17 protein-coding genes are annotated in these 20,696 nt (G+C 72.0%); 2 read left to right on the top strand and 15 right to left on the bottom strand.

The window, feature by feature from the left end:
* Nucleotides 1-2 precede the first annotated feature (2 nt).
* From OHA19_RS31175 to OHA19_RS31115, 13 genes are all read right to left on the bottom strand, one after another.
* Nucleotides 3-1,025, bottom strand: coding sequence for an ADP-ribosylglycohydrolase family protein (locus OHA19_RS31175; protein ID WP_405711248.1), 1,023 nt, complete (start codon nt 1,023-1,025; stop codon nt 3-5).
* Entirely contained in the window at nt 1,022-1,756 is a 735-nt protein-coding gene (locus OHA19_RS31170) for an NUDIX hydrolase (protein WP_405711250.1), read from the bottom strand. Before OHA19_RS31170 ends, OHA19_RS31175 begins: the two co-directional genes overlap by 4 nt.
* Complete coding sequence (locus OHA19_RS31165; RefSeq protein ID WP_405752361.1) at nt 1,753-2,832, bottom strand: AAA family ATPase; 1,080 nt, start codon at nt 2,830-2,832, stop codon at nt 1,753-1,755. The genes OHA19_RS31170 and OHA19_RS31165 overlap by 4 nt, the downstream gene beginning before the upstream one ends.
* Nucleotides 2,829-3,482, bottom strand: a complete 654-nt coding sequence (pnuC, locus tag OHA19_RS31160) for a nicotinamide riboside transporter PnuC (RefSeq protein WP_405752358.1) — start codon at nt 3,480-3,482, stop codon at nt 2,829-2,831. Before pnuC ends, OHA19_RS31165 begins: the two co-directional genes overlap by 4 nt.
* A gap of 127 nt (nt 3,483-3,609) precedes the next feature.
* The gene (locus OHA19_RS31155) at nt 3,610-4,728 is read right to left on the bottom strand and encodes a pseudouridine synthase (RefSeq protein ID WP_405752356.1); all 1,119 of its coding nucleotides are present in this window, start codon (nt 4,726-4,728) and stop codon (nt 3,610-3,612) included.
* A complete protein-coding gene (gene scpB / locus OHA19_RS31150; RefSeq protein WP_405711257.1) occupies nt 4,728-5,375 on the bottom strand; it encodes an SMC-Scp complex subunit ScpB in 648 nt (215 codons plus the stop codon). The genes OHA19_RS31155 and scpB overlap by 1 nt, the downstream gene beginning before the upstream one ends.
* Nucleotides 5,372-6,430 (bottom strand): segregation and condensation protein A, encoded by a 1,059-nt coding sequence (locus OHA19_RS31145; protein WP_405752354.1) that lies wholly within the window; start codon nt 6,428-6,430, stop codon nt 5,372-5,374. Before OHA19_RS31145 ends, scpB begins: the two co-directional genes overlap by 4 nt.
* Before the next feature lie 108 nt (nt 6,431-6,538).
* Nucleotides 6,539-7,159: a hypothetical protein gene (locus tag OHA19_RS31140; protein WP_405753332.1), complete on the bottom strand. Its 621-nt coding sequence runs from the start codon at nt 7,157-7,159 to the stop codon at nt 6,539-6,541.
* Nucleotides 7,156-8,274, bottom strand: coding sequence for a ParA family protein (locus OHA19_RS31135; protein WP_371094705.1), 1,119 nt, complete (start codon nt 8,272-8,274; stop codon nt 7,156-7,158). Before OHA19_RS31135 ends, OHA19_RS31140 begins: the two co-directional genes overlap by 4 nt.
* 369 nt (nt 8,275-8,643) lie before the next feature.
* A complete protein-coding gene (gene ald / locus OHA19_RS31130; protein ID WP_405721318.1) occupies nt 8,644-9,759 on the bottom strand; it encodes an alanine dehydrogenase in 1,116 nt (371 codons plus the stop codon).
* A 143-nt stretch (nt 9,760-9,902) separates the two neighbouring features.
* On the bottom strand, nt 9,903-11,966 hold the full coding sequence (locus tag OHA19_RS31125; RefSeq protein WP_405711261.1) for a tetratricopeptide repeat protein: 2,064 nt from the start codon (nt 11,964-11,966) through the stop codon (nt 9,903-9,905).
* 250 nt (nt 11,967-12,216) lie between these two features.
* Nucleotides 12,217-12,843 (bottom strand): NUDIX domain-containing protein, encoded by a 627-nt coding sequence (locus OHA19_RS31120; RefSeq protein WP_405711263.1) that lies wholly within the window; start codon nt 12,841-12,843, stop codon nt 12,217-12,219.
* Between the two features lie 89 nt (nt 12,844-12,932).
* A complete protein-coding gene (locus OHA19_RS31115) occupies nt 12,933-14,618 on the bottom strand; it encodes a CTP synthase (protein ID WP_266736283.1) in 1,686 nt (561 codons plus the stop codon).
* A gap of 381 nt (nt 14,619-14,999) precedes the next feature.
* On the opposite strand from OHA19_RS31115, the gene OHA19_RS31110 reads away from it, so the two are divergent.
* On the top strand, nt 15,000-16,826 hold the full coding sequence (locus OHA19_RS31110) for a glycoside hydrolase family 15 protein (protein ID WP_405711265.1): 1,827 nt from the start codon (nt 15,000-15,002) through the stop codon (nt 16,824-16,826).
* 7 nt (nt 16,827-16,833) lie between these two features.
* On the opposite strand, the gene OHA19_RS31105 is transcribed toward OHA19_RS31110, so the two are convergent.
* Nucleotides 16,834-17,715, bottom strand: coding sequence for a sulfurtransferase (locus tag OHA19_RS31105; protein WP_405711267.1), 882 nt, complete (start codon nt 17,713-17,715; stop codon nt 16,834-16,836).
* Nucleotides 17,716-17,929: 214 nt separating this feature from the next.
* On the opposite strand from OHA19_RS31105, the gene OHA19_RS31100 reads away from it, so the two are divergent.
* Nucleotides 17,930-19,555: a PucR family transcriptional regulator gene (locus OHA19_RS31100; RefSeq protein WP_405711269.1), complete on the top strand. Its 1,626-nt coding sequence runs from the start codon at nt 17,930-17,932 to the stop codon at nt 19,553-19,555.
* Between the two features lie 42 nt (nt 19,556-19,597).
* Here the strand turns inward: OHA19_RS31100 and OHA19_RS31095 are convergent, their stop codons facing one another.
* A complete protein-coding gene (locus OHA19_RS31095) occupies nt 19,598-20,692 on the bottom strand; it encodes a glycosyltransferase family 4 protein (protein WP_405711271.1) in 1,095 nt (364 codons plus the stop codon).
* Nucleotides 20,693-20,696 lie beyond the last annotated feature (4 nt).

Here is a 20,696-nt window from a genome sequence, read left to right as displayed (position 1 = left end):
GATCAAGAGTCCCAGAGTGCCCCCAGCGACAGCAGATCGCTTCGGTACTCGATCCGTTCCGCCCATTCCTTGGGCCAGGCCCCGGCCCCCAGGTGTGCCCCGGCGAACGCACCGGTCAGGCAGCCGAGGGAGTCCGAGTCGCCCCGGGTGCAGGCGGCGCGGCGGAGCGCGGTGACGGGGTCCTCGGGGAAGAGGAGGAAGCAGTGCAGGGCCGTGGCCAGGGCCTCCTCGGCGATCCAGCCGTCCCCGGTCAGCTCGCAGGGGTCGGTCTCCGGGGACGGGTCGCGCAGCGCGTCCTGGACGCGGGCCAGGGCGGTCAGGCATTCGTCCCAGCCGCGCTGGATGTACAGCTCGGGCGAGGAGTCGCCCGCGTACCGCCAGAGGTCGCCGAGCCAGCGCGTGAGGTAGCGGCCGCTGTTCTCGTACGCGTAACTGCGCAGCTGCCCGATCAGGCCCATCGGCTCCGCCCCCTGCGCCAGCAGGTGCACCGCACGGGCCGTCAGGTCGGACGCGGCGAGCGCGGTCGGGTGCCCGTGGGTGAGGGCCGCCTGCAACTGGGCGGCGCCGGAGCGCTGTTCGTCGCTGAGTCCGGGGACGAGCCCGACCGGCGCGACCCGCATGTTGGCGCCGCAGCCCTTGGAGCCGGTCTGGCTCGCCTCCTGCCAGAGCCGGTCGCTGTCCAGCAGCCGGCAGGCGGTCATGCAGGTGCGGCCGGGGGCGCGGTTGTTGTCGGGCGAGTGGTACCAGTCGACGAACTCCTCGCGCACCGGGCGGGTCAGCCGCAGCGGGGTGAGCAGTCCGCGGTCCATGGCGGTGCGGATGCCCCGCCCCAGGGCCAGCGTCATCTGGGTGTCGTCGGTGACGATCGCCGGCTTCGGCAGCCGCATCGCGCGCCACGGCCCGCACTTGGCGAGGATCGACGGGACGTTGTTGAACTCGGTCGGGAAGCCCAGGGCGTCGCCGAGCGCGAGCCCGGTCAGCGCACCGGTGGCGGCCTGTTTGGTGATGGTCCTGGTCACGATCACGTGCTTCTTCCTTCCGGTCTCAGCAGTGGAGGGTGCAGGGCGGTAGCGGCACCCGCCCGGTAGAGCGCGGCCGGCTTTCCCCGTCCGCCGGTGCGGCGCGGCGATCCCTCCACGGCCTGGACGAAGCCGGGCGTGGTGAGGACCTTGCGCCGGAAGTTGGGCCGGTCCAGCTCGACGCCCCAGACCGTCTCGTACACCTGCTGGAGTTCCCCCAGGGTGAATTCGGACGGGCAGAAGGCGGTGGCCAGACAGCTGTACTCGAGCTTGGCGCCTATCCGGTCGTGCGCGTCGGCGAGGATCCGGTCGTGGTCGAAGGCGAGCGGGCCCGGTGCCCCGGCGTCCCACCACCGGGCGCCTGCCGCGTCGCCGCCGCCGCGCGGTTCGGGCAGGTCGGGCACGAGTGCCGCGTACGCGACGGAGACCACCCGCATCCTGGGGTCGCGGTCCGGGTCGCTGTAGGTGCGCAGCTGTTCCAGGTGGAGGGCGCCGGCGGTGCCCTCGGTCAGTCCGGTCTCCTCGGCGAGTTCCCGGCGGGCGGCGGACTCGGCGGACTCCCTCGGCAGCACGAAACCGCCGGGCAGTGCCCAGTGCCCCTTGTACGGGTCCTCGCCGCGTTCGACGAGCAGGACGTGCAGCCGGCCGTCGCGGACCGTGAAGACGGCGAGGTCGACGGTGACCGCGAAGGGTTCGAAGGCGTGCGGGTCGTACCCTTCGGGGGCTGCGGTGCTCATCGGTGCTCCGGCAGGGGCGCGGCGAAGTTCCAGCTGTCGGCGAGCAGCGCGTCCACGGCGGCCACCGCGGTGGCCAGGCGTTCCTGGCGGCCTCCGGTGAGCTCGATGAACTCCCTTCCCGTACGGGTGAGTTCGGCCCGGAATCGATCGGTCATCCAGGGCCGCAGCTCCTCGCCGTCGCGCAGTCCGTCGTCCTCGAAGGCGACGCCCTCGTGGTCGGTGAGCAGCCACAGGTGGTGGGTGACCCGGTCGGCCGTCTCCTCGACGAGCGGATTGCGTCCGCCGATGTACCGCTCGTGCCAGACGGTGGTGGCGAAGGAGTCGGTGTCGCAGAAGAGCACCGGCGACCCGGTGCGCGCGGCGGCCTCCTCCCTGGCGTTCTGTGCCCCGGCGATCAGCGGGAAGTCGTCGGTGGTGAAGCTGACGTCCTCCCACTGGGCACCGGGCCACCGCTCGCGCAGGGCGGCCAGCTTCTGTTCGCTGAACTCCCGCCCGTACTCGGCGACGTATCCCGTCCGCGCCCAGACGCCGCCGCGCGCGCGGTAGTGGTCGGTGAGCGCGCGGGCCATGGTCGTGGTGCCGGTGGACTCCGCGCCGAGGACGACGACCCGGCGGGCGAGGGCGGCCCGTACGGGCGGCTCCAGGAAGTCCCAGCAGCCGACCGGGTCCTTGCGCACGGCGGTGCCGGAGACCGGGAACACCGTGCGGTCGGGGTCGACACAGACGGATTCGGCACCGAACCGGCGGGCGAGTTCGTCCCCGTACGACTCCGAGGTGAAGACGGCGTCCACCGGCTCGGGCACGGCGCCGGTGAAGACGGCCATGTGCGCGTCCCAGATCGCCGGGTCGTGGAGGTCCATGCGGGTGTCGTCGACGGCGCCGACGACCCGTACGTCCGGGTGCACCTCCCGCATCCAGGCCACCCGGTCGGCGAGCGGCACGGACTCGACGGAGGCGGCGCAGACCAGGACGGTCAGCCGTTCGCAGCGGTCCTGCGCGGTGCGGACGAGGTGGTGGTGGCCGGCGTGCGGCGGGTAGAACTTGCCGAGGACCAGCCCGTGCCCGAAGCGCTTCATGCCGCCACCTGCGCCAACCGCGGCCGCTGTCCGGTGAGATCACGCTTCCAGTTGCGCAGGCCGATCAGGCAGAGCGTCAGGAAACCGACGTACAGCAGGGAGGTCAGATAGAGCTCCTTGTACGCGTACAGCGGGATGTACACCACATCGGCGGCGATCCAGAGCCACCAGGACTCGACGAGTTTGCGGCACTGCCCGTACGTCGCCGTCAGGGACAGCGCGGTCGTCAGGGCGTCCCAGAAGGGCACGGTCGAGTCGGTGGCGTGGTCGAGCAGGACGGTGAGGGCGACGGTCCCCACCACCCCCGCCACGAGCAGCCAGGTCCATTCGGTGCGCGTGGTGCGCCGCACCGGCAGGTCCGGTGCGCCCGGTCCACCCCCGTGGGTCCAGGTCCACCAGCCGTACACGGCAAGGGCGATGAAGACGATCTGCAGGCCGGCGTCGGCGTACAGACCGGACTGGGTGAACAGCAGGATGAAGAAGAGGTTGTTGGCGATGCCGATCGGCCAGTTGGCGAGGTGCTGGCGGGCCACGAGCCATACGCACAGCGCCCCGCTGCCGAAGCCGAGCACCTCGGTCCAGCTGACCGGGGTGTCGAGCACCGTCACCAGGGGTTGTTGCAGGGGATCGAGGAAATCCGCGAGACTCACGCCCGCCTCCTTAATAGTCACTCTGACTATAAAGGTGGAACGGGCGCGGCAAAAGGCCCGCGGCCGGTTCCTGTTCGAAATTCGAGGACAGGAACCGGCCGCGGGCCGTGGAGTGGACGCAGGAGGGTTACAGACCGACCTCGCGCATCAGCATGCCCACCTCGGTGTTGGTGAGGCGGCGCAGCCAGCCGGACTTCTGGTCGCCCAGCGGGATCGGCCCGAAGGACGTCCGTACGAGCCGCTCGACCGGGAAGCCGGCCTCGGCCAGCATCCGGCGGACGATGTGCTTGCGGCCCTCGTGGAGGGTCACCTCGACCAGGTAGTTCTTGCCGGTGTTCTCGACGACCCGGAAGTGGTCGGCGCGGGCGTACCCGTCCTCCAGCTGGATGCCGTCCTTGAGCCGCTTGCCCAGGTCGCGCGGGAGCGGACCCTGGATGGCGGCCAGATAGGTCTTCTTCACACCGTACTTGGGGTGGGTCAGACGGTGGGCCAGCTCGCCGTGGTTGGTGAGCATGATGATGCCCTCGGTCTCGGTGTCCAGCCGGCCGACGTGGAAGAGCCGCGTCTCACGGTTGGTGACGTAGTCGCCGAGGCACTGGCGGCCGTCCGGGTCCTCCATCGAGGAGACCACACCGGCGGGCTTGTTCAGCGCGAAGAAGAGGTAGGACTGGGCGGCGACGGTCAGACCGTCGACCTTGATCTCGTCCCTGTGCACATCGACGCGCATGCCCTGCTCGAGGACGATCTCGCCGTTGACCTCGACGCGGGCCTGCTCGATCAGCTCCTCGCACGCCCGGCGCGAGCCCATGCCGGCCCTGGCGAGGACCTTCTGCAGCCGCTCGCCCTCCTGCTCGGCGCCCGGGTGGGTCTTGGGCGTGCTGATGTCGGCCTTGCCCGCGTACCGGTCCCGGTTGCGCTGCTCGATCTTGGCGTCGAGCTCACGCGGACGGGACGGGGCGCCCTGGCGACGGGGACCGCCGCTGCGGCCGCTCCCCGCCTGCGCGGGCTTCGGGCCGCCCTTGGCGCCGCCGCGGGCCGCCGCGCCGCGCCCCTTGCGGGGGCCGTCGCCGCTCTTCTCCCCGGCGGAGCCCACGTCGTAGCGGCGCTCCTCGGGGCGGGGCCGGCGGGGACGCTGCTCCTGCTTGCCGTCGCGCCCGGCGCCTGCGCCGGCGCCGCGGGGATTCCGGCTGCCGCCGCTCTTGCCGCCGCCGCTGCCGCTTCCGCTGTTCCTGCCACTGCTTCGCATCAAAATTCCGTCTTGTCGTCTGCGTGAGTATCCGGGGTGTCCGGTGCGTCCGGATCGAACGACGGCACACCCTCTAGCGTCTCAGCCTCGATCGCGTCCGCCTCGGGGAGGAAGGGCGCGAGCTCCGGGAGCTCATCCAGGCCACGCAGGCCCATCCGCTCCAGAAAGTAGTTCGTCGTCCTGTACAGGATCGCACCTGTTTCGGGTTCCGCGCCCGCTTCCCCCACCAGCCCCCGCTGCAACAGGGTCCGCATGACCCCGTCACAGTTCACGCCGCGGACCGCGGAGACCCTGGAACGGCTGACCGGCTGGCGGTACGCGACCACCGCGAGGGTCTCCAGCGCCGCCTGGGTCAGCCGGGCCTGCTGGCCGTCCAGGACGAAGCCCTCGACGGCCTCCGCGTACTCGGGGCGGGTGTAGAAGCGCCAGCCGCCCGCCACCAGCCGCAGCTCAAAACCGCGCCGCTGCACGGTGTACTCGTCGGCCAGCTCGCGCAGCGCGTCGGCGACGGCCCTGCGCGGCCGCTCCAGCACCTTGGCGAGGTGCTCCTCGGTGGCGGGCTCGTCGACGACCATGAGGACGGCCTCCAGCGCGGGCCTGAGATCGAGATCCGCGACGGTGGAGCCGGTCTTCTCCTGCTGACTCATGCCTTCACATCCTCCTGGACATCCCTTGTCCCGTGGTCGAACTCGTCCGTGACGACGGGGCCGGCCCCCTCTCCCCCGGCCCAGCGCACCAGCAGCTCGCCGAGCGCCACGTCCTGGTCGAGCGCCACGGCCTTCTCCCGGTACAGCTCCAGCAGCGCGAGGAACCGGGCGACGACGGTGAGGGTGTCCGGGGCGTCCTCGGTGAGCGTACGGAAGCTGATCTCGCCCGCCTCCCGCAGCCGCGCCACCACGATCTCGGCCTGTTCGCGCACGCTGACCAGCGGCGCGTGGATGTGGTCCACGTACACCTGCGGCTCGGGCTTCGGCTGCATAGCCTTCACCGCCAGCGCGGCGAACCCCTCCGCCCCGATGCTGATCACGACCTCGGGCAGCAGCTCGGCGTGGTGCGGCTCCAGCCCCACGGTGCGCGGGAACCGCCGCCCCTCCGACGCCAGCCGCTCGCTGAGGATGTCCGCGATGCGTTTGTACGCGCGGTACTGGAGCAGCCGGGCGAAGAGCAGGTCCCGCGCTTCGAGCAGCGCCAGATCCGCCTCGTCCTCCACCTCGGCGGCGGGCAGCAGCCGGGCTGCCTTCAGATCGAGCAGGGTCGCGGCGACGACGAGGAACTCGGTGGTCTGGTCCAGGTCCCAGTCCGGCCCCATGGCGCGGATGTGCGCCATGAACTCGTCGGTGACCTTCGACAGCGCGACTTCGGTCACATCCAGCTTGTGCTTGGCGATGAGCTGGAGCAGCAGGTCGAACGGCCCCTCGAAGTTCGCCAGCCGGACGGTGAACCGCCCGTCGTCGGCGGGCCCGGGAGACGCGGCGGGCCCGGGAGGCGCTGTGAGTGCGGAGGGTGCGACAGGCGCCTCCGGCGCCTCGGACGACTCGGGCACCTCCGGTACCGCAGGCACCTCCCGCACCACAGCTTCGGGCGGTGCGGGGGCCTGCGCCCCGGCGCTCCCGGCGGCCACCGGCTCCGGCGCGGGCCCGCCGCCCGGGCCGCGCCCCAGGGGGCGGCGTGGGGTGCGGGCGGGCTCGTCGGTCGTCGGCATGAAGGTCCAGGGGCAGCGGGATACGGGCGGCGGGCCGTGGCCCGTACGGAAGGGCCGGACCGCTCGTCCGGCGGCCGCCCACCGGGCAGGCTACCGGCGCCGCACCGGTCAGCGGCCGCGCAGCCGCCGTACGAGGATGCTCGCGTCGCCCCGCGACTCCAGATCCGCGAGCACCACCGCGACCGCCTCACGGACGATCCGCCCGCGGTCGACGGCGAGCCCGTGCTCCCCGCGCAGCACGAGACGGGCGTGCTCCAGGTCCATCAGTTCCTCGGCCGAGACGTAGACGGTGATCTTCTCGTCGTGGCGCTCGCGGCCACTGGGCCGCCGGTTCGCCCCGCGCCCGCCCCCACGCCTGCGCTGCTGCTGGACGGCAGGGGCCGGAACCGCCTCCTGCGTGGACGAGGACGCGGCGGGTGAGGGCGCGGCCGTCGGTACGGACTGCTGGGGCCTGCGGCCCGCCTGCGCGGCCACCGCGACCCGGTCGGCGTCGCGGCTGCGCGGCTCCCCCGCGTCGGCGTCCGCCGCGGAGTGCTCCTCGCGCGAGGAGTCGTCGGCGGCCTGCGCCGCTTCCGTCCCGGATCCGTCCGCCCCGGAATCGCTCTCCCCGGCCGGACCCGGCACCCGGGCCTCGCCGTTCGCCTTGCGTCGCCGGTCCGCGGGGGACGAGGCCTGGAGCCCCATTCCTCCGGTGGTACGGAACAGTTCGTCGGCCCCGGGCAGACTCACTCGGCGTGACACCGGGCGAGCACCTCCCTGGCGAGCTGGCGATAGGCGGCGGCACCGACCGAGTTGGAGGCGTACGTGGTGATGGGCTCACCGGCGACCGTGGTCTCCGGGAAGCGCACGGTGCGCCCGATGACCGTGTGGTAGACGTGATCGTCGAATGCCTCGACGACGCGCGCGAGGACCTCACGGCTGTGCACCGTACGGGAGTCGTACATGGTGGCGAGGATGCCGTCGAGCTCCAGATCGGGGTTGAGGCGCTCCTGGACCTTCTCGATGGTCTCGGTGAGCAACGCCACACCACGCAGCGCGAAGAATTCGCACTCGAGCGGCACTATGACCTTGTGGGCGGCCGTCAGGGCGTTCACGGTGAGCAGGCCGAGCGACGGCTGGCAGTCGATCACGATGTAGTCGTAATCGGCCATCAGCGGCTTCAGGGCGCGCTGCAGCGTGGACTCCCGGGCCACCTCGCTCACCAGCTGCACCTCGGCAGCCGACAGGTCGATGTTGCTGGGCAGCAGGTCCATGTTCGGGACCGCGGTCTTCAGCAGGACCTCGTCGGCCGACATGCCCCGCTCCATGAGCAGGTTGTAGACCGTGAGGTCGAGCTCCATCGGGTTGACGCCGAGCCCGACCGACAGGGCTCCCTGCGGGTCGAAGTCGACGAGCAGGACGCGTCGTCCGTACTCCGCGAGTGCGGCACCCAGGTTGATGGTCGACGTGGTCTTGCCGACGCCGCCCTTCTGGTTGCACATCGCGATGATCTTCGCGGGGCCGTGGTCGGTCAGCGGGCCCGGGATCGGGAAGTAGGGCAGGGGCCGGCCGGTCGGGCCGATCCTCTCGCGGCGCTGGCGGGCAGCGTCGGGCGCGAGGGTGGCCGCGTACTCCGGATCGGGCTCGTACTCGGCGTCGGGGTCGTAGAAGTGCCCCTGGGGCACCTCGTCGAAGTCGGCGAAGTGGGCGGTTTCCCGGCCACTCTCGTTGCCGGCCATGGCGTTCACGTGTAGGCCGTCCATCATCTGGGGGGCTGTCGTCATGTGCTGTTGGGTGGCGAAGGTGCGGACAGCGACGGAGCCGACAGCCTCCAGCCCGATCGGGCTCTGGCCCCGCGCAGGCATCCCTGGATGAACACCCCCGGGAGTAAATGTCGACTCATTCACAAGTCGTCTTACCTCCTTGGACGTGACCAGGAAACTTATCGATAGGTCAGCGTGGCACCATGCCGACGATTGGCGACTCTATGGCGTGTCACCGCTCCGCAGCAACACAATCCGCCGGACCCGGCCCGATGTGTCGGCAATCGAACACGTCCCTGTCAAGGGCGTGCGGCCACCGGGGCGCAGATTTAACGGGTGTACGAATCGGTTAAAGGGTTACGTTCGAGACGAGTTGAACGGGGCCGCCGAAGGGGCCCGGCATGCGTACGGCCGGACCTTGCTGGGCAAGGTCCGGCCGTACGCATGAGGTTGACGGAAGGAGTTGACCCGTCAGCCGAGGAGCGAGCTCAGCTCGACCTGCTCCAGGCCGTGCGCCTCGGCCACCTCGCGGTAAACAACCTGCCCGTCATGGGTGTTGAGGCCCCTGGCGAGCGCGGCGTCGCGGCGCAGCGCCTCGACCCAGCCGCGGTTGGCGAGCTCCAGGATGTACGGCAGCGTGGCGTTGGTGAGCGCGTACGTCGAGGTGTTCGGAACCGCGCCCGGCATGTTCGCGACGCAGTAGAACACCGAGTTGTGGACCATGAAGGTCGGCTCGGCGTGCGTCGTCGGGTGCGAGTCCTCGAAGCAGCCGCCCTGATCGATCGCGATGTCGACAAGTACACTTCCGGGCTTCATCTTGGCGACGAGCTCGTTGGTGACCAGCTTCGGCGCCTTCGCGCCGGGGATCAGCACGGCGCCCACGACGAGGTCGGCCTCGATGACGGCCTTCTCCAGCTCGAAAGCGTTGGAGACGACGGTCTTCACCTTGGTGCCGAAGACCTTGTCGGCCTCGCGGAGCTTGTTGATGTCCTTGTCGAGCAGCGTGACGTGGAAGCCGAGGCCGACAGCGATCTGCGTGGCGTTCCAGCCCGAGACGCCGCCGCCGATGACGACGGCCTCGGCGGGCGCCGTGCCCGGGACGCCGCCCGGCAGCACGCCGCGGCCGCCGACCGAGCGCATCAGGTGGTAGGCGCCGACCTGCGGGGCCAGCCGGCCCGCGACCTCGGACATCGGGGCGAGCAGCGGGAGCGCGCGGTTCGCGGTCTCGACCGTCTCGTAGGCGATGGCCGTGGTGCCCGACTCGATCAGCGCGTCGGTGCACTCGCGGGAGGCGGCGAGGTGCAGGTAGGTGAAGAGCGTCTGGTCCTTGCGGAGGCGGTGGTACTCCTCGGCGACCGGCTCCTTGACCTTGAGCAGCAGGTCGGCGGTGGCCCAGACCTCGTCGGCGGTGGGGAGGATCTGCGCCCCGGCGGCGACGTACTCCTCGTCCGTGATGGAGGAGCCGGCACCGGCGTTCTCCTCGACGACGACCTGGTGGCCGTGGCGGACGAGCTCGTGCACACCGGCAGGCGTGATCGCCACGCGGAACTCGTTGTTCTTGACTTCGCGGGGGATGCCGACCTTCACGTCGATCACGGTCCTTGGCTCAGAGGGTTACCCGGGCATAGTCATACATACCCGGATAGACACTACGTAAATGGAGACACCGCGAACACACGCGGCAGAGCCAGTCTAATGAAGGGTTTCGTGCTGTCTAGCCTTACAAAGCATTATTTTTCTGTCACCGCACTACGGATTTCGCAGGTCACACCCTCCTGGCCCAGCAATCTGTCGGCCAGACCCCGGTGCAGCCCGGCCGCAGCCGGGTCACCGAGCCTGTCGAGCGTGTCGGCCAGCCGGAGCTCCAGCGCCGCCTGGAGTCGTACGTCACCCGCCCGCCTGGCCCACTCGACGGCCTCCTGACAGGTGTGCAGGGACTCGTGCGGCCGGCCCGCGTACTCCTGCACCCGCGCCGCCTCGCTGAGCGCCCGCGCCTGGGCCGGCACGTCGCCGAGCCTGCGGTACCCGGAGGCCGCGGCGCGCCAGTTCCGCAGCGCCTCGCCGTACCGCCCGGCATAGGTGTGGACGGCGCCGAGCCGCCCGTACAGCCGTGCCTCGTCGGCCCGCTCCCCCTGGGTCAGCCGCTGCGCCAGCGCGCGGCCGTACCAGTCGGAGGCCCGCTGGAAGTCCCCCAGCTCGGCATAGGCGCCACCTACGGATTCCATCGCGCGCCCGGTGGCGTACGGGTCCTTCGCGGCCCGTCCGGCGTCCAGCGCGGCCCGGTAGCGGGCCAGCGCCTCCCGGGTACGGCCGGTCCTGGCGTCGAGGTCGGCGAGGTTGAGCAGCGCGGCGGCCCGCTCGCGCGGCAGCTCGCGCCGCTCGGCGACGGCCAGCACCAGGCCGTGCAGTCCGTACAGCTCGGGTGCGGCGGCCTCGGTGCCCTGGTGCACCGCCAGCGCCCGCACCAGGGCGGCCACCAACCGCCTTGCCAGGGTGTCGAGTTCACCGTCCTCGACGGCGATCCGGGCCGAGGCCAGCAGGGCCGGCCGGCGGATCCGCAGCCATTCGGCGGCCGCCTCGGGGCCCGGGAAGCGCAGCGAGCGCGGGAGTCCGGCGAGCTTCCGGCGGGCCGGGGAGCCCTCGGGTTCGGTGACCGCCCGGCAGGACTGGAGCAGCCGTACGGTCCGCTCCAGCATCCGGGCCCTGGCGAGCTGGAGCTCCGCCGGCCGGTCCCTGGCCTCCAGCAGTGCCCGCAGCAGCGGCGCGAGGCAGCCGGGCACCTCGTACTGCGGCTGGTCCGCCCCGTTGGTGTGCAGCAGCCCCAGGGCCACGAAGTCGTCGAGGGTCGTCTGGGCGGCCGAGACGGAGCAGCCGGCCAGCGCGGACGCGGTGTGGGCGTCGGCGAGCCCGGCGGGGGCGAGGGCGAGCAGTCGCAGTATCCGGGCGGCCGTCGGCGGCAGCGAGTCGTGGACCAGCCGGAAGGCGCGGGCCAGCGGGCGGGAGCCGGTGGACTGCTCCGTGTCGTCCGGCAGTTCGCGCAGCTGCTTGGTGACATCGGCGACCGATGCCATGGGACGGGCGGCGAGCCAGCCGGCGACCATGACCAGGGCGGCCGGCAGCCCGCCGCACTCCTCGGCGAGGCTCTCGGCGGTGCGCGGGTCGACGGTGATCCTGACCTGCCCGATGACGCGGGCGAGCAGCCGTACGGCGGAGCCGGTGTCCAGGCCGCCGATGGTGCAGGGGCGGACACCCGGGATGCCGGTCAGCGGGCCGCCGGAGGTGGCGACGACCAGGCAGTCCGGGTTGTCCGGCAGCAGCGGGTCGACCTGCTCCGCGTCCGCCGCGTCGTCCAGGAGCAGCAGGGCGCGGCGCCCGGCGAGCTCCTCGCGGACCATCCCGGAGAGTTCGTCCCCGTCCGCGCCGGGCGGCCCGGTGACACCCAGCTGGTCGAGCAGCTCGCGGGCGGTGCGCTCGGTGGGCACCGGTACGCCGCCGGGGTCGGTGAGCCGGGCGCGGAGCAGTCCGTCGGGGTGGTCGCCCTCGGCGAGCAGTCCGCGGGTGAGTTCGCCGGCGAGCGCGGTGCGTCCGGATCCGGGGCGTCCGGCGATCAGCAGGACCCGGGCGCGGGCGGCCTTGCGGCCGGCCAGGGTGTCCAGGCCGGCTCGTTCGATGTCGGCCCGCAGTGCCTTCAACTCGCGGGTGCGGCCGAAGAATTGGGGTGGGGCGGTCCGGGACGGCTCCTCGGTTCCCGCTGCCTCGGCCGGGCCGCTGGTGTCCACCGCCTGATCCGTCACGGGCCACGCTCCACTTCGCTGCACGCGTCGCCCGCCGGGACTCCGGTCAGGGCATTGTGAGCGTAGTTCAGGCGTGTGGACGTTTTCCCTCGAGCGCGACTGAGCACGACGCGGAGGTCCCCCGATCGGATCAGCCTCTTGTCCGATCGAAGGACCGTGATGTGCACCGTCCGGCGGGTTCCAGGCCCTGCCGCCGAACTGCCGTCGTCACCCGGAGGGCGGCCGGTCCGACGTCAGGGCCTACGCCCCGTCAGGCCTCGAAGGGACGGGCCGGCCACGGCGCGTCGGCCGGGCGCAGCGAATCGATCCCGTCACCGGCGAGCACCGCCGCGAGCGAGAGGACGCCCACCACGAGGCAGTTGTTGTGCAGTTCCCCCGCGAGCACGCCCCGTACCAGCTCCTGGAGCGGCACCCGGGCCAGCTCCATGTCGGCCTCCTCCTCGGAGACCTCGAAGCGCTCCCCGTCGGCCTCCGAGAGGTTCCGGGCCAGGAAGATCCGTACGGCTTCGTCGCAGCCACCCGGTGTGGTGTAGACGTCGGTCAGCACCCGCCAGTCCTCGGCCTTGACGTACGCCTCCTCGTAGAGCTCGCGCTCCGCCGCGTGCAGCGGGTTCTCACCGGGGACGTCGAGCAGTCCGGCCGGGATCTCCCAGAGCTTGTGGCGCACCGGGTGGCGGTACTGCCGCAGCACGACGACCCGGTTGTCGTCGTCCAGCGCGAGCACGGCGACCGAACCCGGGTGGACCTGGTAGTCGCGGCGTACGACCGTGCCGTCCGGCATCACCACTTCGTCGGTGCGGACGCTGGTCTTGTTGCCGGTGAAGGGCGTCTCGGTCGCGGTGACCTGCCACTCCTCGGGCGTGTCCTGGAAACCCATCTACGTCCTCCCACGAAAAACAGAAACCGGGGTACGCGTCCTCGGAGGACGCGTACCCCGGTCAACGTTAACGCCTGTGCGGCGCCGGACTACTTGCCCGAGGGCTTGCCCTTGCCGTCACCGGCCGCGGCGCCCGTCTTGCGCGCGACGGCCGCCTTCACCAGGCCCGCGAAGAGCGGGTGCGGGCGGGTCGGGCGGGAGCGGAGCTCCGGGTGCGCCTGGGTGGCGACCAGGTAGGGGTGGATCTCGCGCGGGTACTCGACGTACTCGACGAGCTTGTTGTCCGGAGAGGTGCCGGAGAAGACCAGACCGGCCTTCTTCTCCAGCTCGGCCCGGTAGGCGTTGTTGACCTCGTAGCGGTGGCGGTGGCGCTCCTCGACGTACGGCTCGCCGTCGTACGCCTCGCGGACCAGCGAGCCCTCGGCGAGCTTCGCCGGGTACAGGCCGAGCCGCATGGTGCCGCCCAGGTCGCCCGCGCCCTCGACGTACGCCAGCTGCTCCTCCATCGTCGAGATGACGGGGTGCGAGGTGGCGGCGTCGAACTCGGTGGAGTTGGCGTCGGGGATCTCGGCGAGGTTGCGCGCCGCCTCGATCACGATGCACTGGAGGCCGAGGCAGAGGCCGAGCAGCGGCACCTTGTTCTCGCGGGCGTACTGGATGGCGCCGATCTTGCCGTTGACACCGCGGTCGCCGAAGCCGCCGGGGACGCAGATCGCGTCGACGTCACCGAGCTGCTTCGCGGCACCCGCCGTGGTCTTGCAGTCGTCCGAGGCGACCCACTTGACCTTGACCCGCGCCTTGTTGGCGAAGCCGCCGGCCCGGATGGCCTCGGTGACCGAGAGGTAGGCGTCGGGCAGGTCGATGTACTTGCCGACGAGCGCGACGGTGATCTCGTGGTCGGGGTTGTGGACGCGGTCCAGCAGGTCGTCCCACGTCGTCCAGTCGACGTCGCGGAACGGCAGGTCGAGCTTGCGCACCACGTAGGCGTCCAGGCCCTCGGTGTGCAGCACCTTCGGGATGTCGTAGATCGACTTGGCGTCCACACAGGCCACCACGGCGGCCTCGTCGACGTCGCACATCAGCGAGATCTTGCGCTTGATGGCGGTCGGCACGTCGCGGTCGGCGCGCAGCACGATGGCGTCGGGCTGGATACCGATGTTGCGCAGCGCGGCGACGGAGTGCTGGGTCGGCTTGGTCTTGAGCTCGCCGGACGGGCCGATGTAGGGCAGCAGCGAGATGTGCACGACGAAGACGTTGTCCCGGCCGACCTCGTGGCGGACCTGGCGGACGGTCTCCAGGAACGGCAGCGACTCGATGTCGCCGACCGTGCCGCCGACCTCGGTGATGACGACGTCGACGTCGTCGGTGGCCATGCGGCGGATGCGGTGCTTGATCTCGTTGGTGATGTGCGGGATGACCTGCACGGTGTCACCGAGGTACTCGCCGCGCCGCTCCTTGGCGATCACCTGCGAGTAGACCTGGCCGGTGGTGACGTTGGCGGAACCGTCGAGGTCGACGTCGAGGAAGCGCTCGTAGTGGCCGATGTCCAGGTCGGTCTCGGCGCCGTCGTTGGTGACGAACACCTCACCGTGCTGGAACGGGTTCATCGTGCCCGGGTCGACGTTGAGGTAGGGGTCGAGCTTCTGCATGGTGACCCGAAGGCCGCGCGCCTTGAGCAGGGCACCGAGGCTGGAGGCAGTCAGACCCTTGCCGAGGGAAGAGGCGACACCCCCGGTGACGAAGATGTGCTTGGTCGTCGTGGATGTGGGCTGCATAGCCAAAGGGGGCTCCCGTGGTCGCGATCGTGAGGTGCGTACCGGCGTTTTCGTCCGGAGACTCCGGAGGCGCCGTCGCTGCGGTTCGGGGGCCTCGTCTGCGGTTGCGGACGACCACCGGTCCACGGGCTACCAGGGTATCAGCGCCGAGGGGAGCCTGCTTCCGGCCGCATCCCGGCGCCCACCTCGCATGATCACCACGAGTGCCCGTACACACACCCGTTCGGGTCAGACCGGTTGCCGAGACGGTCGCGCGGATCACCTGGGTGCGTCGTATCCTGCTCGGACACTTGCCCCGGGCGAGGTGACGCGTTCGCGGGTTCCCCCACAACAACCCCTTGCGACGACCTCTTGACCCGCAGTAATGCCCTACGGGGCGACATGGCCGTTCGACTGGAGACGCACGTGGCCGGGCGCATCGAGGATTACGCACTCATCGGAGACATGCAGACCGCCGCCCTGGTCTGCCGGGACGGCACAGTGGACTGGCTGTGCCTTCCCCGCTTCGATTCGCACGCCGTCTTCGCGGGACTTCTGGGCACCGAGGAGCACGGCTTCTGGCGCCTGGGCCCGGCGCGGGCGGACGGGGAGGAGCCGCCGTCCGCGGACCGCCGCCGCTACCGCGGGGACTCCCTCATCCTGGAATCGGAGTGGGACACCCCGCGCGGAACGGTCCGGGTGACCGATTTCATGCCGCCCCGTGACGGTGCGCCGCAGGTGATCCGGATCGTGGAGGGGATCAGCGGCCGGGTGCCGATGCGCTCCGAGCTGCGCATGCGGTTCAGCTACGGACGGGTCACCCCCTGGGTGCACAAGGTCGACGGCCGCACGGTCGCCGTCGCCGGCCCTGACTCCGTCTGGCTGGACACCCCCGCCGACACGTACGGCGAGAACCTCACGACGTACTCCGACTTCACGGTCGCGCCGGGTGACCGGGTCGCGTTCACGATCAGCTGGCAGCCCTCGCACCACGAACCGCCCGGCCTGCCGGACCCGGACGGTTCGCTGGACGCGACCGCGGATTTCTGGCGCGAATGGGTCGAGCAGTGCACATACCACGGCCCCTACCGCGAGGCCGTGGTGCGCTCCCTGATCACCCTCAAGGCCCTGACGTACGCGCCGACCGGCGGCATCGTCGCCGCGCCCACCACCTCCCTGCCGGAGGACATCGGCGGCTCCCGGAACTGGGACTACCGCTACACCTGGCTGCGGGACGCCGCGATCACGCTCTCCTCGCTGCTGCGCACCGGCTACCGCGAGGAGGCCCGCGCCTGGCGCGAGTGGCTGCTGCGGGCGGTCGCCGGCGACCCGGAGAACCTCCAGATCATGTACGGCATCGCGGGCGAGCGCGAGCTGGGTGAGGCCGAGCTGGACTGGCTGCCCGGTTACGAGAACTCGGCCCCGGTCCGGGTCGGCAACGGTGCGGCGGGCCAGCTCCAGCTGGACGTGTACGGCGAGGTCACCGAGGCACTCCACCTCGCCCACATGACCGGCCTGACCCGCAACGACTACGCGACCGGGCTCCAGCTCAAGCTGATCGAGTACCTGGAGAAGCACTGGGACGAGCCGGACGAGGGCATCTGGGAGGTGCGCGGGCCGCGCCGCCACTTCGTCCACTCGAAGGTGATGGCCTGGGTCGCCGTCGACCGCACCATCAAGCTCATCGAGTCCGGGGACGCGGAAGGACCGCTGGAGCGTCTGCACGAGCTGCGCGACGAGATCCACCGCGATGTCTGCGAGCGTGGCTACGACCCGGAGCGCAACACCTTCACCCAGTCGTACGGTTCGAGGGAACTGGACGCCTCGCTCCTACTGATCCCCCAGATGGGCTTCCTGCCCCCGGACGACAAGCGCGTGATCGGCACGATCGAGGCGATCCAGCGCGAGCTGTCCACCGAGGACGGCTTCGTACTGCGCTACCCCACCTCGGGCGAGGACGCGGGCGTCGACGGCCTGGAGGGCGACGAGGGCGCGTTCCTGGCCTGTTCGTTCTGGCTGGCGGACGACCTGGCGATGATCGGCCGGGTCGACGAGGCCCGCCAGCTCTTCGAACGGCTGCTGTCCCTGCGCAACGATCTGGGCCTGCTCGCGGAGGAGTGGGACTCCCGGCTCCAGCGCCAGGTGGGCAACTTCCCGCAGGCCTTCAGCCATGTGCCGCTGATCGACACGGCGCTGCGCCTGACGGCGAGCGGGGCGTACGTCGGCTGAGGCCGGGTCACGGGGCGGGCGGAGACCCGTCCGCCCCGGTCACCACGGGCCGCCGCGAGGGCAGCCCCCATTCGCTCCAGGACCCGTCGTACACGGCCTGTCCGCGGTACCCCGCCAGTTCGGCCCCCAGGGCCAGTACGCACGCGGTGACCCCCGATCCGCAGCTGACGACCAGCCGCTCGCGCTCTCCGGCGAGGGCGGCGAACACGGCGCGCAGCTCGTGCGCCGGGCGCATCCGCCCGGCGCGCTGGAGCTCCCCGAAGGGCAGGTTGACCGCCCCCGGCATGTGTCCGGCACGCAGTCCGGGCCGGGGTTCGGCGACACTGCCTGCGAACCGTTCCCGGGTCCGGGCGTCGAGGACCACCGCCGCGGGGTCGGCCAGGGCCGCCGCCACCTCCTCGGCGCCGACGAACATTCCCGGGCGTGGCCGTGCGGTGAAGTCGCCGGGCGCGGGGACGGGCTCGGGCCGGGTGTCCTCCAGCGGCAGCCCGGCGTCGGACCAGGCGGGCAGACCGCCGTCGAGCACCGCGACCCGGTCGAAGCCCATCGCCCGCAGCATCCACCAGGCCCGCGCGCTGGAGTAGATTCCCGCGCCGTCGTGGACGACGACGGTGTCGGAGCCGTTCACGCCGAGGGAGCGCAGCTCCTCGGCGAACCGGCCGGCCCCGGGCATCGTGTGGGGCAGCGGGCCGGAGTGGTCGGACAGCGCCCCGTCGATGTCGAAGGCCCGCGCTCCCGGGATCCGCCGCGCGCCGCCCCGGTGCGCGCCGACCGAGGCGTCGAGGACCACCAGTCCCGGCCCGCCGAGCCGCCGCGCCAGCCAGTCGACCCCTGCCAGCGGGCCGGGAAGCTCCGGACCGCTCGGGTAGGCCGTCACGTCGTCGCCCACGTCTGCTCCAGGTCCGGTCCGGATGTCGGGGCCGCCCGGCATCCGGGCCCGATCGGCCGGGACCGCGCGGCGTCCACAAGATCGCAGCGGCGATCGTCCCGTGTCAACAGCGGTTCGGCGGCTCCCCCGACGACGCCTCGGGCGCTCCGGGCCGGTACCTTCCTGATCAGGGCGACCGTCGTCCGATCCGGGTGGAAACGCGAGGCCAGAGCCAGTGGAGACGCAAGGCGGAATCACCGTGCAGCGAGCCCTCGAACTGCCTGGGCTGCGCGGCGGGCTGCCGGAGGTGGTGGCCGGCGCGGACCGGCTGAACCGTACGGTGCGCTGGGTGCACGCGGGCGAGGTCCCCAACATCGCTTCGCTGCTCAAGGGCGGCGAGCTGCTGCTCACCACCGGTCTCGGGCTCGGCACCCGCCCCGCCGAGCAGCGCGCCTTCGTCCGCAGGCTCGCCGACCGGGGCATCGCCGCCCTGGTGGTGGAGCTCGGGCCGCGCTTCAGCAGACTGCCCGCGTCGATAGTGGACGCCGCCCGCGCCGCGGGGCTGCCGCTGGTGCAGCTGCACCGCGAGGTGCCGTTCGTGACGGTGACCGAGGAGATCCACACCGAGATCGTCAACGGTCACTACGCGCTGCTGCGGCAGGCCGAGGACGTGCACCGCAGGTGTACGGAGGCGCTCCTGGGCGGCGGCGGGGTGCCCCAGGTGCTCGGCATCCTGGCGGACTTCGCGGCCAATCCGGTCTTCCTGGAGACGGCGGACGGCCAGCTGCTGTACGCGGCGGGCCCCGGGTCCGGCCCGGTCTCTGCCGATCCGCTCCAGGTGTGGGACGGGATGCGCGGCGGCCGGGCGGCCCGTGAGGCGCCGCCCACCGGTTCGGTGCTGGTGGATGTGCCGGGCGGCGGCCCGGGTACCGGTTCGGTACGGGCCAGGCTGGTGCTGCTCGCCGTGTCCGGGCCGCTGGTGACCGTGCACCGGATGGCGGCGGAGCGGGCGGCGGGCATTCTCGCCGTGGTGCTGATGCAGGCCCGCCAGGAGGAGGAGCTCGCGGCCCGTGGCAGGGGCGACTTCCTGACCGATCTCGCCGAGGGCCGGATCACGCCGGAGGACGCGCCCGCGCAGGCCCGCGTACTGGGTTTCAAGTCGGCCGAGATGCCGCTGCTGCCGGTGGTGATGCGACTGGCCCCCGAGCTTTCGGTGTCCGGGAACTGGGCGTTGCTGGCGCGGGCGGTGCTGGAGGAACTCTCGTCGGTGGGGGTGCCGGTGCTACTGGGCGTGCGGCCCGTGGAGGGCCGGGTTCCGGTGCTGCTGGGGCTGCGGTCCGAGTCGGAGCGCACGGCGGTCGCGGACCGGGTCGCGGCGGCGCTGCGGGCCGGTGTGGAGCGGGCCGGCCTGGAGCGGGCCGGATCGCATCCGCCGGTCGTGGTGGTGGGTGTGGCGGGCGGCTGGGCGGCGGCCGGCGCGGGGCTGCGGCACGCGGCGGAGACGGCGACGGCCGCGCACGGCCTCAGCGACCGGCCCTGGTACGACGCCCGGCGCCTCGATATCGATCTGCTGCTGTGGCGGCTGCGGGACCACCCGGACCTGGCGGCGTTCGTGGACCGGGCGATCGGCCCGCTGCGCGATCACGACCGCACCTCGCGCCCGGCGCTGCTGCCGACGCTGGAGACGTATCTGGCCCACGCGGGCCGCAAGGCGGAGACGGCACGCGAGCTGCATCTGAACCGTCAGACGCTTTACAACCGGCTGGCCCGCATCGGCGAGCTGCTCGGCACCGACCTGGACGACCCGCAGGCGGTACTGGCGCTGAGCCTGGCTCTCCGGGCCCGCCGCCACACCCCGTGATCGAGCCCCCGCCGCACCCCGTAACCGAGCCCGGCGGCTGGCTCACCGCGTCCGCACCACCAGCGGCTGGGTCAACTCGTCGTACACACTGAGCACTTGGGCGATCGTGTCGTCCTCGGTCGGCCAACTCGCCGCCTGCGCAAGCCCGTCGGCCACCATCTCGGCGCGCCGCCGGGGATCCCCGAGCAGCCGGGCCACCGCCCGCGCGAGCGCCTCCGTGTTGCCGTACGGCACGAGCTCCGCCGCGTCCCCCACGAGTTCGGGCACACCGCCGACCGCGGTGGCGACCAGTGGGACGCCGAGCCGCAGCGCTTCCTGGGCCGACACCGAACGCGCCTCCCAGCTGCTGCACAGCACCGCCAGATCCGCCGCGGCGAGCAGTTCGGCGCGGTCGTCCCGGCTGCCGACGAGCCGGACGGGCAACTCCTCGTTCCTGATCCGGCGCTGGAGGGCTGACCGTTCGCGGCCCTCGCCCACGATGACCAGGAGCGGCGCGGGGTCGAGCTCGCGCCACAGCCGTGCGGCGTCGAGCAGCGCACCGTAACCGTGATGCGGTACGAGACTTCCGCAGGCGATGATCAACGGCCTTTCCACCGACCCGAGTTCGGCCCGCGCCTTGCCCGCGTGCGCGGTGGCGGGCAGCTGGGGGACGGGGGCGGAGACGGGTGCGAGCCGCGCGTCGCGCGCGCCGCGGCGCCGGGCCCGGTCGACCAGGTCGGAGGTCGTGCCGAGCACAACTGCCGCCGCACGGGCGGCCCTTCGCTCCATCAGCCGGATCAGCCGGCTGCGGGCCCCTTCGACGTGGGGGCGGGCGTGCCAGGTGACGACCAGCGGAACACGTCGGCCACCGAGCGCGAGAGCGGCGCGCACGGCGGCGTGCGGCCCGTGCGCATGGACGACGTCCGCCGTCAGGCAGGCGGCGCGCAGTGCGGCGACTGAGGCGGGGTCACTGCGCCGGGGTACGGGGGTGAAACCGGCGCCCGTACCGGAGTAGTCGTAGGCGTGGTCCAGTTCGGCCGGGGCGCAGACGGTGACATGCACGCCCCTCGCCACGAGTCCCGCGGCCAGCGAGCTGACGTGGGCACTGCTGCCCGCGCTGCCGCCGCCCAGGACTTGGACCGTACGCAGCTGTGACACGTTG

It is taken from the genome of Streptomyces sp. NBC_00012 (assembly GCF_045040875.1).
Taxonomy (GTDB): domain Bacteria; phylum Actinomycetota; class Actinomycetes; order Streptomycetales; family Streptomycetaceae; genus Streptomyces.
The sequence above is the reverse complement of the archived record's forward strand: the minus strand, read 5'-3'. Positions and strand labels throughout refer to the sequence as shown.

Bases quoted from the DNA above. Each gene is read 5' to 3' on its own strand.
- OHA19_RS31170 (WP_405711250.1), bottom strand. From the start codon at position 1,756: ATGAGCACCGCAGCCCCCGAAGGGTACGACCCGCACGCCTTCGAACCC.
- OHA19_RS31165 (WP_405752361.1), bottom strand. From the start codon at position 2,832: ATGAAGCGCTTCGGGCACGGGCTGGTCCTCGGCAAGTTCTACCCGCCG.
- OHA19_RS31155 (WP_405752356.1), bottom strand. From the start codon at position 4,728: ATGCGAAGCAGTGGCAGGAACAGCGGAAGCGGCAGCGGCGGCGGCAAG.
- scpB (WP_405711257.1), bottom strand. From the start codon at position 5,375: ATGAGTCAGCAGGAGAAGACCGGCTCCACCGTCGCGGATCTCGATCTC.
- OHA19_RS31145 (WP_405752354.1), bottom strand. From the start codon at position 6,430: ATGCCGACGACCGACGAGCCCGCCCGCACCCCACGCCGCCCCCTGGGG.
- OHA19_RS31135 (WP_371094705.1), bottom strand. From the start codon at position 8,274: ATGCCTGCGCGGGGCCAGAGCCCGATCGGGCTGGAGGCTGTCGGCTCC.
- OHA19_RS31120 (WP_405711263.1), bottom strand. From the start codon at position 12,843: ATGGGTTTCCAGGACACGCCCGAGGAGTGGCAGGTCACCGCGACCGAG.
- OHA19_RS31115 (WP_266736283.1), bottom strand. From the start codon at position 14,618: ATGCAGCCCACATCCACGACGACCAAGCACATCTTCGTCACCGGGGGT.
- OHA19_RS31110 (WP_405711265.1), top strand. From the start codon at position 15,000: ATGGCCGTTCGACTGGAGACGCACGTGGCCGGGCGCATCGAGGATTAC.